Source organism: Flagellimonas sp. (genome assembly GCF_965233845.1).
Taxonomy (GTDB): domain Bacteria; phylum Bacteroidota; class Bacteroidia; order Flavobacteriales; family Flavobacteriaceae; genus Flagellimonas.
The window spans coordinates 3,910,394-3,929,723 of sequence record NZ_OZ247584.1; the positions used below are offsets into that span (position 1 = coordinate 3,910,394).

Sequence of the window (19,330 nt, forward strand, 5' to 3'; positions counted from 1 at the left end):
TTTGAAAAAAATTGGGATTTGTTGATCGTTCGTAGAAAACTTGAGGGAATTAAATTTTTATTATTCAAAAAATATTGGCATTACATATTAAAATCCAAAATTGTGCGTTTAATCCATCAGAAAGTAATCAACTTTTAAGCAACAATTATTTCCCATAGTCAACAATAAATTTGGTTTTAGTTTTCAAAAAATCCATGTTGAAAACACTTATCAAATTATGTTCATTAAAAATCTAATCCGTTGATTTTTAATTTTCTTTTCCTTTGATAGTTTGTTCACAAACTTTCTTATCTGTTGAAGTCAATTTTTTCGTAAACAATTTATTCCACATTTCAACAAGCTATCATAATCATCATTTTTATAATTTTTAAAAAAGAAAGAAAAAAGAATATTAATATATGTTGATAAAGCAACTCTTGTGAAACGATTGTTTGCCATAAAATGATGCTGCCTTATTATAATTCGTAATTTTCAAAAAATTAAACTGTAGATGTCAAAGAAAAAGAAGAGAGCCACGAGTCAACGCAAAAACGAGATTACCAAGGGCATTTTTACAGTACTGGAGAAAGAACCCTCTAAAAGCTTTAATTACAAGCAGATAGCTTCAAAAATGGGTATTACAGATACCCGTGATAGAAACGCCTTGATCAAAAGATTAGGCCAGCTAAAGGCCACAGATAGGATTTTGGAAGTGGAACGCGGCAAGTTCAAGAAAAAGCCAACTCTACACACCTATTACACTGGAAAGGTGGATTTGACCACCAGTGGCAATGCCTATATCATTACCGAACATTTTGAAGACGACATTTTTGTTCCATACAACAAACTCAACAAGGCCTTGCATGGCGATATGGTTGAGATATTTTTGAGACCCAGACGCAATGGAAAAAAGCCGGAAGGGGAAATCTCCAAAGTGTTGGAACGTAGAAAAAGTAGTTATGTGGGCATTGTGGATAAGCAAAAGACCTTTGCTTTTGTAAGGCCTACCGATCCAAAGATGTATACCGATATTTTTATTCCCCTGGATAAGCTTAAAAAGGCAAAAGATGGGGACAAGGTGGTGGTAGCACTCGGAAATTGGCCTGATGATGCCGAATCTCCTTATGGAGAAGTCTTGGAAATTTTGGGAAAACCTGGAGAGCACAATACCGAAATCCATTCCATTTTGGCAGAATATGGTCTGCCGCATGAATTTCCCTATGAAGTGGAGCAGTTTGCCAAAACCTTGGATACCTCCATCAAAGAATCCGAGATTGCCAAGCGAAGGGATATGAGGGATGTATTGACCTTTACCATCGATCCCAAGGATGCCAAGGATTTTGATGATGCCCTTTCTTTCCAAAAGTTGGAAAATGGCAACTATGAAATTGGTATTCATATTGCAGATGTGTCGCACTATGTGCAGCCCGATACGGTTTTGGAAGACGAGGCATATGAGCGAGCGACTTCCGTCTATTTGGTGGATAGGGTGGTTCCCATGTTACCGGAAGTACTTTCCAATTTGGCCTGTTCCCTGAGACCCAATGAAGAAAAATATACGTTTTCGGCCATTTTTGAGATGGATGAAAATGCCAAGTTGATCAATCAATGGTTTGGACGTACTGCCATTAATTCCAATGAGCGTTTTGCTTATGAGGAGGCACAGCATGTGATTGAAACCAAACAAGCCAAGATTCCAAGGGAAATATCCATTCGGGAGGATGCATATACCATTTCCAATGAGGTTGTTGATGCCATTTTGACCTTTGATAAATTGGCCAAGATCATGCGTAAACAACGGATGGATGCGGGTGCCATTTCCTTTGATAAAATTGAGGTGCGATTTAATTTGAATGCCAAGAATGAACCGGAAGGGGTTTATTTTAAGGAATCGAAGGATGCCAATAAACTAATAGAAGAGTTTATGTTGTTGGCCAACAGGAAGGTTGCGGAGTTCATTGGCAAACAAAAAAAGACCTTTGTTTACCGAATCCATGACGAACCGGATGAGGAAAAATTAATGGCTCTAAACGGGGTTATTTCAAGGTTTGGACACTCCATTAACCTTAGGGATAAAAAGAGCCTGAACAGCTCTCTAAACCAGCTCTTAAGGGATGTAAAGGGGAAGAAAGAACAGAACTTGGTGGATACTTTGACAATCCGAAGTATGAGCAAGGCCATTTACACTACGGAAAATATTGGCCATTACGGTTTGGGCTTTGAATACTATACCCATTTTACATCACCTATCCGAAGATATCCGGATGTAATGGTACACCGGTTGTTACAACATTATTTGGATGGGGGCAAACCTCCCAAGGATACTTTGTATGAGGATAAATGCAAGCATTCTTCTGATATGGAATTATTGGCTGCCAACGCGGAAAGAGATTCCATCAAGTACATGCAGATTAAATTTATGGAAGACCACAGGGATCAAAAGTTCCTCGGGGTTATTTCCGGTGTTACCGAATGGGGCATTTATGTAGAGATTATTGAGAACAAATGCGAAGGAATGGTGCGTATTCGGGATATCAAAGATGATTATTATGTTTTTGATGAACGTAATTTTGCCATTGTGGGAGAGCGTACCAAACGAATGTACCAATTAGGGGACGAGGTCTATGTGATGGTAAAGGAAACGGATTTAATAAAAAGACATTTGGATTTTTCCCTTGTGGGTAGGAAAAAGTGATTTTTTTGGAATACATTTTGTAAACCAATTGCGCATAATACTTTGAAACATGAAAGCTTTAAGAATACTGATGCTGTTCATTTCGTTTCAGCTGATGCAAGCACAGGAAGAGCAGCTTACAAAAGAACTGGAATCTTTTTCAGAGGTAAAGGGTTTTGATGGAATTTCCATTAATCTCATAAAATCGGATGAAAACAAAGCCGTGATCAAAGGAGCCCATACACAAAAAGTGGCCATTGTGAATAACGATGGTGTGCTAAAAATTAGAATGGAAATTGACAAAATTTTTAGCGGTTATAGAACTTTTGTTGATGTATTCCATGCAGGGGAACTCGTGGTAATAGATGTCAATGAAGATGCCAAGATAAGTTCTCAGGAAACCATGGTTCAAAGTGTATTGGATTTAAGGGCTCAAGAAGGGGGAGAATTGGAAATCAACTGTCAAACAGAACAACTTTTGGTAAAAGCAATCACAGGCGGACAAATAGAAGTAAAAGGCTTTGCGGACACCCAAGATGTGATTATCAACACTGGAGGAGAATATAATGGCAAGGAATTCAAGACCAAATTTTCCACAATTACTGTGAATGCAGGCGGAAATGGGGCTATTTACGCTACAGAATACGTGAAGGCTAATGTTAAAGCGGGAGGAGAGGTTCTGGTGTATGGAGACCCTTTAAAGATGGATGAAAAGACGGTTTTTGGTGGGAAAGTAATTCGGATGGATTAGTATGATAGAAGACATTCAAGCAGCAATACCCTTGGGGTTTTTACTGGCCTTTATGATAGGCCCTGTTTTTTTTGTGCTTTTGGAAACCAGCGCAACCAAAGGTTTTAGGGCGGGCATTAGTTTTGATTTTGGAGTGATTGTGGCCGATATTGTCTTTTTGTTGATCGCCTATTTCAGTAGTTTTCAGCTTTTGGAAAATTTAAGCAACCAACCAGGTCTCTTTGTCTTTGGGGGCATGATTCTGCTGGTATACGGCATTGTTATTTTTGCGAAAAAAGCATCCAAAAAAGAAAACCTGAAAGCCTCCAAAGGCACCTATGCTGGGCTGATGATAAAAGGATTTCTTTTGAACTTTATCAATATAGGGGTACTGGCCTTTTGGTTGGGATTGATTGTGATCGTGGGGCCTAGTTTGGACAACAATCCAAATAGGATTTTAGTCTTCTTCAGTACCATGATCGTTGTTTATTTTATTACGGACATATTTAAGATTTTATTGGCCAAGCAGTTGAAAAAGTATTTGACTGCGGAAAGAATCGTGTTGATCAAGAAAGTACTTGGGTTGGTAATCATTGTTTGTGGAATCGTGTTGATTATCAAAGGATTTTTGCCCAAAGAAAAGTTTGATATCAAAGAAGGTATTGAACGCATTAGCGAATAAAAAAACCCAACCATTTGGTTGGGTTCTTGAGGCATCGAGCGGATTCGAACCGCTGTACAAGCTTTTGCAGAGCTGTGCCTAGCCACTCGGCCACGATGCCATTTCAGGGTGCAAATGTACTACTTTTTTTAGCTTACCCAAACCTTTAATCAGGTCTTTCGGCCTTTAAAACCACGCTTACACTCTGCACATCCCCTCCTATTGGAGGATTGATTTTTGCGACCTCTATTTCGGCTTTGGAAACCGTGGTCAATTCTATAAAAACACGATCTAGAATTCGTTTGGCCACGTGTTCCAAAAGATTGGAACGAATGGCCATTTCTTCCTTGACAATGTTGTTGAGATGAACGTAGTCAACTGTTTCACTGAGCTTGTCGGAAACAGATGGTTTGGATAAGTTGGTATATACTTCCAAATCTACCCGATAATCACTTCCAATGAGCATTTCCTCCTTTAAACACCCATGGTTGGAGTGCACTCTAATATTGTTGAGCCTTATTTTCCCCACAATTTTTGCTTTGGTGGGACAAAAATAAGTGAAACCCCGCAATTAGTACATACATCTACAATTGCTGATACCCTGGAAGAGATCCATACCCACTGTTACAACATGGGTCCCTGTGCTATATCCCAAAATTTCGTTGGTGATGACCTGATAGGAATAACCAAAGTAGAAATTGTTTTTTTTCAATCCTGCAATAGGGGCTATATACAAAGGTTTACCCAATTGATCGTTCAAGAAGCGATAGGTAACGCCCACATAATAATAATCTTCAAAATCGTGAAAACGGAATTTGGCATTTAAATCTGTCACTGATCGACCATCACTTTCAAAATATTGATAGAAAACCGAAGGCTCTATCTCCAGTTTGCTGTTTTTGTTTTTGGAAATACTATACCCTGCATAGGCGTAGTAGTTTCTCAAGGTGTTGGGTTCAAAAACAGGATTGAACTGTGCCAAATCCTTGGGCAAAATATTGGAAGCATTCAAGCTTATGTAGAACTTACTGAATCGATATAAGACGCCCAAATCAAAGTTGTGGTTGGTGGTAGCCTTATCGTCAGTTGGTCTTTGACCCCCAAAATCGGTAAAGTTTTCCACATCGATCCTAAACTGGTTGAAGTTATAGGAAATACCGAAGGACAGGAAGACATCCTCGTATCTATCCAAGGTCAAGTGGTGTGCAAAGGATACTCTGGCTCCTCGCTGCTTCGTTTCCCCGTTACTATCATTGTACATAAGCATCCCAAGGCCTGACCTATTACCTATTCTAGCATCTGCCGCCAAAGTTTGGGTGTCCGGGGCATCCTCAATACCCACCCATTGCGTAAGACCGTTAAGTCTAACCTTGATGTGATCGCCAATTCCCGCATAGGTTGGGGACATTAGAAAGGGGTTGTCCGCAATATATTGCGAAAGCTGCGGAATGGTCAGTTCCTGTGCCACTGCCCCGAGGGAGAGCAGTAGGATGAAGATTGAGGTTATGCTTTTTCTTAACATGATGCAGTAGGTTAAAGGATCAATTTCGATATAGGGTAAAGTGTCCAACCAATTCACGGTCATCATTCTCGCCTTGGAGCTTGATGATGTACCAGTAATCTCCAGTTGGGAGCTCACTGTTATTGTAGATTCCGTTCCATCCGGGATCGCCATAACGCATACGATAGAGCTCTCTACCATAACGATCAAAAATGATCATTAGTACGTTGGGGAAGGCTTCAAGATTGTCTGGCAACCAGTTGTCATTCATTCCATCTCCATCTGGAGTAAAGAAGTCAGGCACCTCAATATCAATGAATTCCATATAAATTTCCATGGTTACCTCACATCCGTTTTGATCAATGACCGTAACGGTATAGGCATCGGTTCTGTTGATTATGTAGGTGTTGTCCGTTCCGTTGTCCACTCCATCAAAGATGAAGGTGTAGTCTTCCAGACCTCCTTCGGCTACGGCCGTAATTTCATTGATGTTGTTGTTCTCCAACACCAAGGTCAATGGCTCAAAGCCGGTAATGCTGAAATCAATGGTATTGATACACCCGTTTGCGTGCGCAATGGTCAAGAAATGATCACCTGATGCGATGTTCATGAAGTCGGACGTCAGTTGAAGATCTGCAGGATCCGTGGAATCAATGGCGTACATCACATCTGATATAACAGAGGTGTCTTCAAAGACAATATCCAAACGGTTGGTTGGCAGATTTCCATCACACTCATAGATTGGGGTAACTTCCGCTGCAAGATTAACACCAGCGTTGATTTCTACAATGATGTTGGTTTCACAACCCTGTGCATCCCTTACGAACACCACGTGCATTCCTGCAGGAAGGTTCTGGAACAAGATTTGATCTTGAACAAAATCCGTATCCGCATTGGAATTCAAACTGGAGAAATAAGGTGCAGTACCACCTGTGATGTCCAATTCAAAGGATCCATCCGCACTATTGAAACAAACTTCGTGCATTACATTGATGGCCTGAGCTTGGATAGGTTCTGGCTGCAAAATCTCAAATTGGAAGGTTTCAAAACATCCATTTCTATCTTGGGCAATTACATCATAAATGCCAGGTGCCAAATCCTCGAAAGTTCCTACCGTGTCAAACTGATCCAAGTTAGGTGTGATGGCATAGAAAATTTCACCAGTTCCACCAGAGACTTCTACGGTGATGGTACCATCGTCCAAACCGGAACAAGTTACATCCGTGGATTCTTGTCTGTCAATTTGCAAAGGCGTAGGATCGGTTATATTGATAGCCGTACTGGTTACCTGACAATCCATGCTGATTACGTTCACAAAGTACGTTCCAGCAATCAATCCACTGAATTCACCGTCATTTTGTGGTCCAGCAACGGAGTTGGTGAGACCTGCATCCGTAAATAGTTCATAAGAGTAGTTGCCAAGACCTCCAACAGCTGTAGCTCTGATGGTGGCCGAGGCTTCACCAGTACAATTAATGGTTGCTGCACTGTCATCAATAACCACATCCAACGGAATGATTGGATCTACGGTCACTTGATTTGAAATCATGGCCTCACATCCAAAGGCATCCCTAACATAGTATTGGTATGCACCAACTGGAACGGTAAATGTATGGGTGTTTCCACCAGACATATTGGTATAAAGCACACCGTCTGAACTGAACTCGTAAGGCCCTGTTCCTCCAGCAGCCGTTAGCTCAATTTGTGCTTGTGCGGTACACGTTAGCTGTGAAAGCTGAATCAAATTGGCCATAACCTCAACAGGCTCGGAAATGGTAACCTGAGCGGTCTCTACACCGCAACTCCATCCATCAGAAACGGTAATGCTGTAGATTCCAGCTCCAAGGTTGTTGAAGGCAGCATTGCTTTGTGCCCCGGTTGTTGAAACAATGGTAGTTCCTGTTGGGTCGTAGGTGTTTAATTCGTACAAGTAAACCCCTCTACCGTTCAATACGTTTATAGCGGTTACTGTTGCGTTGGTGTCACCGTAACACACTAGAGTGGTTGGCGTGGCATCAATATCGGCCGTAATTGGCGTTGGTTGTGTCAAGGTAATAGGCTCATTGATTGTACAACCTGCAGTATCCGTAATTTCTACATCGAAAAGACCGGCAGACAAGCCCTGGAACACAAAGCTGACCACATTGGACACATTGTAGACCTGAGCGGTAGTGGTGTTGGTCAATTGGATATCATATGGCGCAAAACCTCCGGTAGGTGACACTTCTATTTCTCCTAAATTATTGGCACAGGTCACATTGGCTACCTCAATTGGTGTGGCGGCCAAGGCCATATCCGGAGATGTTATGGTTATGGTATTGGAATCCTCAACACATAATGGATTGGCGGTTTGGGTAACACGCACATAATAGTTGCCTCCTGGGAATCCTGCTATTGGCAATGGATTGGTGCTCGTATTGGCTGATCCTGTTACCCCCGTTGTGGTTCCATCAGAGTTGAAAACTTCGTAGTCATAAGCTCCTGTATATCCAGTTACATTGATTTCCAATGCACCGTTGGTGTCTCCAAAACAAACAGCAGGTGCTGTTGGCGTAGCCACCACATCGATGGTATCGTATGGAGCGATATCATAAGGAGCCGTATCCACATAACAACCAGTGGCGTTGTCCGTAATTCTGAACGTATAGCTTCCAGGCTGTGTCAACTCAAAGGTTGCTGTTACATTGGTTGGGGTTGCCGTTAGAGTTCCTGCAGGGTTTCCGACAGGCAACAATTCAAATGTATAGGTGTTGGCTGGGTTTCCATCATCCGTAATGGTAACCAAAACCTCTTCAGGGTTGGCACAAGTAATGCCGATGTTTTGTGTAACCGCAACAGTAAATACATTGATAGGCTGAATTGGAGCCACAACTGCTGTTTGGGCACAAGAGTTGGCATCGGTTACATAAGCTGTAATGTTTTGAACGACTCCTGTATCCACAACATCAAAAGTGTTGGAAGTTTGGAAATTCACATTGTCAATACTATACAGATATGGACCTGTTCCACCCGAAGCTGTTACCGTAATTGTTGAGGTATTAACGGCATTGCTTACGTTACACACAAAAGCTGTAGCCGAAGCAGAAACATTTAGTACCGTAGGCTCCGTAACTGTCTGATCAAAGAAATCATCACAAGACCTACCAGAAATAACTCGGGCTCTATAATCACCTTGAGGCAGATTATCAAAGACGTTGCTTGTCTGTGCTACTCTGTATGGCACTGCCAAATTTGTGATTTCGTAAAGCTCATAGGTATATACCGGATTTGGCACCGTAGCAGGGTCCAAAACAACAGTCAAGCTACCATCAGATCCGCCATTACAGCTTACAGGAGCCATAACCACATCATCGATTACAGGAGTTACTGGAGCATCCAGACCCTGGGTCAATACCACAGTACAAGGGGTTACCGTATCTCCATCAGTAATGGTGAAGGTGTATGTTCCCGCCTGTGTTAAGCCAGTAAAAACACCAGTTGTATTGTTTGCTGTGGTCAATCCATCTGGGAATAGCACATCATAAGTAAGGTTGGCGGAACCGCCTGTTACATTTATGGTGATATGACCGCCTGGATCTACCGTACAATCCATTGGTTTAACCACTGTTGCCGTAGCAGACATAGTTTCGATTAAGACCTCTGGACCAACCGTGGTAGTACAAGACCATTGATCCGCAATAAGTACTTCATATGAACCTTCTCCAAGACCAGAGAAAATTGGACTTGTTTGAGGCGAACCAACATTGCTGCCATTTCTGATTAGCTGGTAAGTGTAGTTGCTTCCTTGTCCTCCAGCTGTTCCAACTACTTCAATTTCACCCTGAAGCGCAGCACAGTTTTCTTGGTTGATTTGTAGGGTTGCCGTTATTGGGGTTGGGTCTACCAAATTTACATTGGGCAATTGGAACTCACATCCGTTTACGTCTGCCACCCAAACCTGATAATCCGTTCCTGCTCCAGCGCCACCTGCCAAACCGGAGAACTGTGGAGAAACCTGATAACTTCCAGGGAAGGTAGGTGCAGGGTTTGAAGCCAAGTCAACAAAATAGGTGTAGCTTCCCCAACCTCCAGCGGGATTTATAACTTCAATTATACCGTCGTTAAGTGCACAAGTAACATCTGTGACCTGAGTATTGGCGGAAATGCCCACGCTTGGTCCGGCAATTGTGAACGACTCTGTATAAACACAGGCAGAACCAGGAGGATTGGTGTCCGTCACTTCAATATAGTAATTACCAGCGGCCAATCCAGTAATATTGAAATTACCGTCGGCATCGCCGCCAGCAGTAACAACATCATCCGCCAAATTACCCGGGGTGTTGTTGATATCATAGTACAAAGTATAAGTGGTGGCACTTGCATAGGTTAGCGCCAATGCATCTTGTAGATCAAGCTCCACTGCTCCGTTGGTGTCTCCGAAGCAAGTAATGTTGGTAGTGTTGACCACAACCAAATCTAATATCTCTGGATCGGCTACCGTATGCGAGGTGGCCAAGACACATCCTGTAACCACATTTCTAACTTCGAAATTATGTGTGCCCACGGCCAAACCAGTGAAACTTCCAGAGGCTTGGAAAATTCCGGCAGGCAACAACCTGAACTCATAATTGGCAGGAGTTGTTCCAGAGTTGGTTATGGATCCGTTCGCGGTAATGGTAATATCTTCGCCAGCTAAACAAGTGGCAGCAGCGTCGACGGCAATACTGGCCGAAACAAGCTCATCAAAAGGCGCAATGGATTCAGTAACAGTACCCACACAACCATTGTCGTCATAAACATTGATGATATAGCTACCCCCAGCCGTATTAGTTTCAGTGTACACATTGCTTGGGCCCACTTGAACCACAACATCATCCCCTGTAGGAACAGTTCCCTGATCGTCAATGAACTCATAGGTCACATAGTTTCCACTTCCGCCGGTTATGGACGCCGTATCAACAGTGATTGTAGCGTTGTTCATGTTGTTACCAGTGGTACAACCGAACTCCACCACAGTTGTGTTTATGTTGGACAACACATCTGGTTGGGTAATGGTCTGTGTCTGGGTTGAGGTACATCCATTGGCCGCGGTTATTTCTATGGTATAGGTAATTCCAGCTGCAGTTCCCTCAAGCCCAGTGAAAGATGCGGTAGTAGGATTACTGCTTGTTGGCGCTAACGGGAAAGTGGCAGAACTTCCAGGCCCAGAAATAATTTCAAAAGTGAAGGGACCAGTTCCGTTATCAACGGCCGCAACATCAATAGTACCATCATCATTTCCATTACAAGTAACATCTGCGGTTGAAGTAATGTTGAAAGATGGCGTTAGGGCTGGGGCAACCGGGATATTGAACACCCTTGTACAAGGCGTGGAAGTCAGGTTGTCAAAGACTGTGATAGTATAGTTTTCAACAGTGGTTGTGCTAAACACAAACGGATTCGATGGAAGAGCCGTTCTTGCCACTACCGTTCCAGTACCATCCGTAATTTGATAGTCGTAATCGCCAGATCCCGCAAGGACCTCAATTGTTATTTCAGCATCTGGACTTACAGAGCAATCCAAGAGCTTGGTCAAGGCAACATCCACTTCCAAAACAGGATGCACAGTCACTACATCCGTATCGGTACATCCGTTACTGTCAAGAATGGAAATATTGTATGTTCCTGCAGCAACGTTGCTGAAAACACCTCCATTATCCAGATATGTAGTTCCTCCATCCAAAGAATAGAATATCTGTGCAGCACCACTTGTCGCATTGATAGTGACTGTGGCAGGGTCAGAACAGTTGTCCACATTGGTGGAATCAATTGTTGGGTCCGGGGTCAAGGTCAAGGCAACGTTACCCAAAGGAGTAGAGCAGCCATATTGATCTTCGATGGTAACATGATAGTTTCCAGCAGGAGAGTTGGCGGGTATCTCGATTGGATTATCTGAAGTTGATGTAATGGTTACAAAAGGAACGGGACCCGTTACGGTATATGTATAGGTTCCACCGCCACCAAAAGGGTTTTGAACCTGAATTAAACCAGGGTTATCACAACTAATGTTCTGTAGTACAACTGGGGTTCCAGTCAAAGGATCAAGCTCGTCCAACAGTTCATTTTCGGTTGCGCCCACACAACTGTCCAAGCCTCCGTCAACCTCAACTACCTCAATGAAGTAGTTTCCGGCACCCAAACCACTAACAGTTACGTTTTGCGGGGAAGTATATGGCACATTTCCACCGCTATTGGCCACTGCCACAGGGGATCCAGAGGTCATATCATAAACCGTCCATCTAAATTCTGTTCCAAATGGAGCTTGGTTGTCCGTTACTGTATATGTAATACTTCCATTATTGGCCCCACTACAAGATGGAGTAATGGCGGAAGTAATTTCTAAGGGAACTGTGATCAAGTCATTAACGTTTACATTACTTTGCCTAACGCATCCACCACTATCCCTTACATAGAAAAGATATGTTCTACCAGGAACCAACCCAGTCCAAATGTATCTACCATGACCTGCTGTCACAGGATTTCCAAGATTGTCCACACTGTCGCCAGGGAACCATGTTGCCGGTTCCAGGATTAAAATTACCGGGGTCATCAGAATAGGCATATTCATAGCCTGGAGCACCCTCGGACCCCTGAACCGTGACCTGTAGCTCGTTACAGTTTACGACCAAAGCCGAAATAGTAATATCCAGATCATCCAAAGGATAAGGAATCAAGAATGGAGGGAAATCTGTTTGACAAACTGTGTTGCCCAAACCATCCACGGTTCTCATGGAAGGATTAACAATATCTCCAGAATTATATCCAGTAATCACATCTGTGGTTCCGGGAACAGAGTTGTCGCCAGCAGTCCAGGTAGCACCTCCATCATCACTAAATTGAATAGTGCCTAGGGTAGTTGGGTATCCAGTAAATTGAAAACCAAAATCATTGGGATCTCCAGTACATGTGGCTGGAGTTACACCTGAAATGGTAGCAGTCAATTCATCAGGATTGGCAATATTTACAGGTGTATCTGTTACCAAACATCCAGTGGCATCGGTTACGTTTATGGTATAGTCACCAGACAGCAAATTGAAATAGGTTCTGCTGGTTACCAACACGTTGGTATCCGTCAAGTTACCTGCACCGCCATTGTCCAAATCAATAATTTGGATCGTGTAAGGGGCAATTCCTGAAGTTATATCAACTTGAATGGAACCAAAACCGTCATGACATTCTGGAGGGGTTGGGGTGCTTGTAATGGTTAGAGGAGTTGCTGGATTAACGGTCACCGTTTCCATGAATTCACAGAAAGGCACAGTAGCCGAATTATCCCTAACATAAACATCGTAGTCACCATCATTGCCAGCAGTTACCGCAAAGGTGTTGGTTGTGGTGAACAGACCTGTCGGACTGGTGGTGGTTGGCACGAATGCATATTCCAAATTGGGAACTCCGCCAGATGCAGTTACAGTAATGCTACCATTTGCACAGGTACTGATATCAACCACATCAACGGTGGCTACCAGGGCATCGTTAATGGTAATATTTTGCAAGGTTCCCGTACAACCGAACCCGTCTCTTACATTGATTGTATAGTTGCCAGCTGCCAAAGCAGTGAACGTGTGAGTTGTTGCATTGGCTGGTGTTGGGGTTATCCAAGGCCCGCCATTAAGGCTAAACTGGTAATCCCCATTTCCAGCGGTAACATCTACTTGGATGGTTCCATCGTTGCTTCCGCTGTAGCACGCTGTTGGTGTTGAGGTAAATGTAATAGGTGTTGGAGTAACCACAGTCAAAGCGGTATCAATGGGATCTTCACATAGATTGGTGTCCCTAGCTCTTATGATATAGTCCCCAGCAGCAAGTCCAGTAAACACATTGGAGCTTTGGTAAGCCGTTAAGATTGTTCCGATATTATCTTCCAACTGATATTCGTACGCTGGTGTTCCTCCCGCAGCCGAAGCTGTAATAGTTGACCCTCCGTTGGTACAAGTCAACACACTGGTAATGGAAGCTGTAGTCACAACTGCGGTTGGTTCGGACAAGGTCTGATTTAGGGTAATCAAACAGGTGTTATCCAGTATATCCCTAACTTCAATGGTATATGCTCCTGCGGCAAGGCCATTAATCGTTATTGGGCTAGTGGTTTGCGGAGCTGAATAACCACCACCGTTAACCTGGTATTCAAAACCATTGACAGCATCAAAATTTTCTATTTCAAAAGTGATGGAACCGTCAGTTCCAGCATTACAGCTGATGTCAGAGAATGTAGTTATGTTTGCACCAAATGCATTTCCAGGCTCTACGGTAACCGTGGTCTGGGTAACACAATCACTACCATAATTTACATCAATGGTATGTGTTCCCACAGCTACACTAGTAAACACGTTACCTGCTTGGGCCGCTCCTCCATTTAAGCTGTAGGTATAGGAGGGGTCGTTGGGCAATATGGTGATATCTCCTGTACCATCACAGTTGTAAGCCACAGAAGTGGTCAATGTAGGCTCTACAGGAAGGGGAGCTATAATTACATTTGGAAGGGTAATAAAGCAGCCAATTTCGTTAGCATCCCGTACCTGAATGGTATAGGTTCCGTCGGTTAAGCCAGTAAAGACATGACCGCCAGTGGTAGAAGCTGTCCAAGGCCCTCCATTAATATTATATTGGAAATCTCCTGAGCCACCAGTGGTAGGGGTAACGCTTCCTACGGAAATTTGTCCTAATTGTAAACAAGTATAGTTTTGGGTCTGTTGTGCCTCGGCCACCAATTGATTGGGCTCAGTAACAGTTACCGTCCCCGTGGCCTCACAGTTATTGGCATCCCTAATTCTTAAGTTATACGTTCCTTGGGTTAGGTTGATGAAGTTCCCAGAAACTTGATAGTTTGTTCCGTTGTCAATACTGTACTGATAAGGAGCTTCTCCTCCAGACGCCACTAAAGTGATAGTTCCATCAGACCCTCCAAAACAACTTACCGGAGTAAAACTTGGTGTAATTGCCAAGGGCGCATCTTGAACAATGTTAATATCAAAAGAAGCTTCGCAAAATCCAGCGGCTCCATTATTATCACGAACGTATACATCGTAATCTCCAGCTCCAGTAACCGAGACCGGGTTTGCTGCCGCAAAATCACCGGCATTTGGAGTGGCTCCGTCAGCTACAACGGCATAAACATAGTTTCCGTCTCCACCAGCTGCGGATATGTTGATATCGGTGTCTGTGGCACAAGCCGTAATATTGCTTGCTGTTGCAGTCACACTCAGCTCTGGGTCAATAGTTATGGATGCTGTGTCAGTACAGTTGTTCCCATCCCTAACCTCGATGGTATAAGTTCCCGAGGTTAATCCGGCAAAGACATTGCTTGCCTGGGCAGCCCCTCCGTTTAAACTATACTGATAATTACCATCGCCGCCAGAAGTTACGTTGGCTGTTAATGTTAATCCAACGGCATCGTCATAGCAGGTGTCGTTGGGAACAATTGCAAGAACTGGTGGAACAGCAGCATTCAATGTAAAGGTGGTATTGACCACACAACCATTGGCATCAGTTACGGTTGCGTTATACGTTCCGGTTTGGGTTAGGTTGTTAAATACTCCTGTACTGTTTGTTCCAAAAGGAGTAGTATCCGGATTGGTAAGGGTAAAGGTATTTCCTCCCCATCCACCGGTTGAAGAAAGTGTTACACTTCCATCCGTGATACAGGTGGGTTGGGTTTCTGCAGCACCTAGTGTTAAAGCCGCAGCAGGAGCGTTCACAGTAACATCTGTAGTGGCGGTACAATTGGTCAGGTTGTCGGTTACAACTATGGTATATGTACCATCATCCAATCCAGTCAAGGAAATGGTTCCTCCTGTTTGGTTGTTTCCAGAGAAATTGGCCGGCCCCGTTACGGAATAGTCATAGTCCGTGTTGAAGTCGGAAACGATAAAATCAACTTCTCCATCTGTATCCGTGAAACAGGTGATGTTGCTGACCAAGTTCCCAACCACACTGATTTGTGAAACAGGATCAATGGTAAAGGACTCATCATAAACACATCCTTTATTGTCAGTTACCCGAAAAGTATAGGTTCCTGGAGCAAGGCCATCAAAATCTGCGGTGTTCCCAGAGATAGAAGTGGCCGCAATAGGTGCGGGCGCGGTAATCTCAACAACGAAAGGCGTGTTTCCGTCAACAACGGTCACGGTCACATCAGAGGTTAGTGCTGGGCAGTTGGGAGTGCTAGCAGAAAAGGTTAAGTCTGAGGGAGGATTTAATGGGTCAAAAGTTATGGTGTTTGTAACAAACGTACAGTTGTTGGCATCTCTAATTGTAATGGCATAATTTCCATTGGTCAGGTTAGAAAATCGTTCCGCTCCAGCACCGCTAAAGAAGTTAACCCCATCAATGCTATATTCATAAGGAGCAGTTCCACCAGCTACATTTTGAGCTTCTATTATTCCGTCCTGAAGACAGGTGTAATCCTGAATGAGAACGGCATCTCCAGATACTCCAGAAGTAGGGCCGCTGATGGTATAATTCTCAAAATAATCACAGGAGGCACTTCCTTTTCTTTGGTTAAGACGAACTGTATAATCTCCTTGTGGAAGGTTGGTGAACAAACCAGAAGTGTTGGAAGCAATTTCCAATCCTGTGGCATCGTCAATCAAGAAAAATTCCACTTGATATCCATTAGTGCTAATCAGGTTGAACGAAATGGTTCCGTCTTCGGCACCAAAACAAGTTTCATCCGTAGCGGCAGTGGTGTAGTCCACTGAAGGTTCAAAGTAAATGGTTACCGTATTGGAAATGGCATGACAGTTGTTCCTGTCCACAACCACAAATGTGTAATCACCCGGATCAAGAATGTCAAAAATCACACTAGTCTGATACTCACTTGCTGGAATATCGTTTACCGTTGGGTAGGAAGTGACCGTTGTGCCGGATTCGTTTACATATGACCAAATGGCGTAGGTGTGTGGTGTTAATCCTCCAGATGAATCCATTTGGATATTACCTTCCCTACAGGTGATATGCTGAGATACCCTGGCGGTCAAGTCCAAATCGGTTAGATCATTGATGGTTACTTGCTCGGTATATGTACACCCATCATCAGTAGATACGTTCACATCATAAACACCGTCATTAAGGTTCTCAAAGGTGTAATTATTGTCTGCGGAAGGACCAAAAGTATCCACCACGGTGCCACCTTGTGAAATTTCGTAATAGTATTGTGGCTCTACATTGAGAACCGAAATGGCTATCTCGCCCAATCCGTTACAATCCGTATCTTGGGGAACAACATCTACCTGAAAATCCCTATCCAGAATACCAATATTATCTAGTACAAATACACAACCATCAACAACGCCTTGTTGTCTCATCTCAACCGTGTAAGCACCATTGGTAGTAATGTCAAAACTTGGGTTGGCATTATAAGGCACCAAAACGGTTCCAGTAGTTTGGTCAATTAACCTAAACTCATAGTCGATAGGCATATTGGTCACTGTAATGTTTCCATCGGAATTACAGATGATGTCCCTAGATGTATATTGTGGGTCTAATGGGTTTTTAAAAATGTTGAAATAGAATCGGCTAAAACAACCGTTTTGATAGTTGATTACCATTCTATACTGGCCAGCATCTGAAGCCAAAAAGTCGTTTCCGGTATCCACAATATTCCAAGTACACGAATTGTCCGTATTGGCACAATCTGCCGTGGCGGCACCACAACTGGTTTCATCCAATTGTTCCCATTCAATGCTATCAGCATCGGGGATGTTAACCTGAACCAATTCAGTATCGTTCAATCCACAAAGAAAAATTTGAGGAAGTTCACTTCCATCATTGGGACAGATAACAATTTCCCCATCCACTGTATTTGTGGTGTCATTGATCAAGGCTGTTATGGGGTTGGTTTGAGTCGTGCCAAAAAGCTCGACAATAATGATTTCGGTGAAATCCTTACAGGGATCTGCCACTTGCTTGTCCACCATGAAAGTTCCGGTTTCACTAACCAAGAACGTACTGGGGTCGCCATCTGGATCACCGTCATTTAAAACGGTGTCGCCAGCATCAATAAGGCTGTTTCCATTTTCATCCCGGTACCAGATATAGGCGTCAAAATTATCTCCAGCATCCAACAAGACGTCAGCCCCACAAAGCTGAACAGTTCTTGTGAAGTTACAGGCCGAAAGGTCGTCCAGCAAGAAGTTGGTCGCTCCAGGAGTGGTAAATCCGCAGTCATCAAAGTCGGATACACTGGGGTCATCACTAATTTGATTGGCATTGATAACCCCTTCATAGGTTGAGTAGGCCAAATTCTCAATAATATCCGTACAGGCGTCTATAAAATCAAAACAATTCTCTGCTACCTGTACCCGCATTCTGATTTCAGAAACCGGATCTCCTTCTTCCACTAAATTGTCCGGTATGGTGAACACAACCTCCCTTGTGGCATTATCATATGTCCATGTAACGCCTGCTGGTACGGTAATAGTGGTTTCGTCCAGCGTAACGTTTGCGGGTAAAATATCCCTTATCGTATAATTGGTGGCGTCATCATTTCCTGTGTTAACAAAGGAAAGCACGTAATCCAGGTACTGTCCGAGGTTTACCCCTAAGCCAGTAATGTCATTACCACCAATGTCCTCTACTTTCTTTTCCAGGACTATGGTTGGTTCGATGATTTCTACCCCAAAAGTCACTAAGAAAGATGCAAACCAATCCCCGCTTGTTCCCAATCTAAGGGTGGCACTTGTATCTCCGTTATCAATGATACTGTTACTTGGGTTGTTCAAATCAAACACATCAGAATCAAATCCAATTGCATTGGTGCTACTTACGTTTCTTGTGGTTACGTTGGCTCCATCTTCGGAAATTGTGGAGTTAAAGAAGTTGTTGTTGGGATTGGCCGCATCAGAGATATCGGTAAACGAAGCACTACTGTTGGAAACAATACCAAAGGTATCTCCGGAAAGCGAAGTTTCACCTTCCAAGGTGCTTACACCAATACGGGCATTTACAGGTCCAACAGGAATGGTGTTAAAGCCAGATACGGTTATATCAGCAGTTGAGTTTCCCGATTGGGTGGTAATCCCTTCATACCCATCAAAAACGGAAATGTACTTTCCTGGAAGCGTTGGGTTTTCATAAATAACAACCAAAGTCCACCCAGCACAACCATAAGTGGTAGCACCTCTTGTACCTCGTACATTACCTACAAAATAGTCGCCTGTAGGGTCGGCAAGGCCTTGAAGAATATTGGTTACGTTCTTGTAACATACATATGGATCATTGGGCAACGTATTATATCCGTCTACGATTATATCATCCTCTTCCCCAACCGGGTCGGCGGCTGTGTCAGCTTGTAAGTCTATATAAGTGGCACTTCCTGGCACCCTTAACTTTACTTGGGTTACATCATAGTGATTGGGGTCGTCTGTATAGCCGCTGACATATCTGCTACGATGATCACCGTCTCGCTCAACATCGTAGTTTCCCGCCCAGTATAATCCTGCCCAATAAATCTGCGAACAAGCAGGGAGAGATAGGGTTGAACTGCTGGAGTTAAAGGTTGAGGGATCGGAATCGATATCAACGTATTCCACATGCAAGCTGTTGTTACTCCCATTGCCGTTATAAGGCGTATTCACATCATGGCCATTGGATACAGAGTTCATGACACTGTTGGACAAAAACGTATAATCTCCCTTAATGTTCAAATAGGTATTTCCACCATCGTTAAGACGCGGTGAAAAAGGAACCTCTTGAGCTGCGGCATTGAAACCTATGCCAACAAGACATAGGACACCTAGAAGTACTTTATTAAATCGATTGGTCATT

The 19,330-nt window shown here is 43.4% G+C and carries 7 protein-coding genes and 1 tRNA gene; 3 read left to right on the forward strand and 5 right to left on the reverse strand.

From position 1 onward, the window contains the following. The first annotated feature begins 490 nt into the window (after nt 1–490). Genes rnr through ACO6S0_RS17495 form a run of 3 tightly spaced genes read left to right on the forward strand, consistent with a single transcriptional unit; the run spans nt 491 to nt 4,065 of the window. Nucleotides 491–2,674 (forward strand): ribonuclease R, encoded by a 2,184-nt coding sequence (gene rnr / locus ACO6S0_RS17485; RefSeq protein ID WP_422349576.1) that lies wholly within the window; start codon nt 491–493, stop codon nt 2,672–2,674. 49 nt (nt 2,675–2,723) lie between these two features. Further along, entirely contained in the window at nt 2,724–3,404 is a 681-nt protein-coding gene (locus ACO6S0_RS17490) for a head GIN domain-containing protein (protein ID WP_422349577.1), read from the forward strand. Nucleotide 3,405: 1 nt separating this feature from the next. Next, on the forward strand, nt 3,406–4,065 hold the full coding sequence (locus ACO6S0_RS17495) for a LysE family translocator (RefSeq protein WP_422349578.1): 660 nt from the start codon (nt 3,406–3,408) through the stop codon (nt 4,063–4,065). A 29-nt stretch (nt 4,066–4,094) separates the two neighbouring features. Here the strand turns inward: ACO6S0_RS17495 and ACO6S0_RS17500 are convergent. The 5 genes from ACO6S0_RS17500 to ACO6S0_RS17520 form a co-directional block, all read right to left on the reverse strand. After that, a tRNA-Cys gene (locus ACO6S0_RS17500) sits at nt 4,095–4,165 on the reverse strand. 45 nt (nt 4,166–4,210) lie between these two features. Beyond that, nucleotides 4,211–4,573: a dihydroneopterin aldolase gene (gene folB / locus ACO6S0_RS17505; RefSeq protein WP_422349579.1), complete on the reverse strand. Its 363-nt coding sequence runs from the start codon at nt 4,571–4,573 to the stop codon at nt 4,211–4,213. Between the two features lie 42 nt (nt 4,574–4,615). Next, nucleotides 4,616–5,566: a type IX secretion system membrane protein PorP/SprF gene (locus ACO6S0_RS17510; protein ID WP_422349580.1), complete on the reverse strand. Its 951-nt coding sequence runs from the start codon at nt 5,564–5,566 to the stop codon at nt 4,616–4,618. 19 nt (nt 5,567–5,585) lie between these two features. Then, nucleotides 5,586–12,125: a T9SS type B sorting domain-containing protein gene (locus tag ACO6S0_RS17515; RefSeq protein WP_422349581.1), complete on the reverse strand. Its 6,540-nt coding sequence runs from the start codon at nt 12,123–12,125 to the stop codon at nt 5,586–5,588. Then, entirely contained in the window at nt 12,019–19,329 is a 7,311-nt protein-coding gene (locus ACO6S0_RS17520) for a beta strand repeat-containing protein (protein WP_422349582.1), read from the reverse strand. Before ACO6S0_RS17520 ends, ACO6S0_RS17515 begins: the two co-directional genes overlap by 107 nt. Between the last annotated feature and the right edge of the window lies 1 nt (nt 19,330).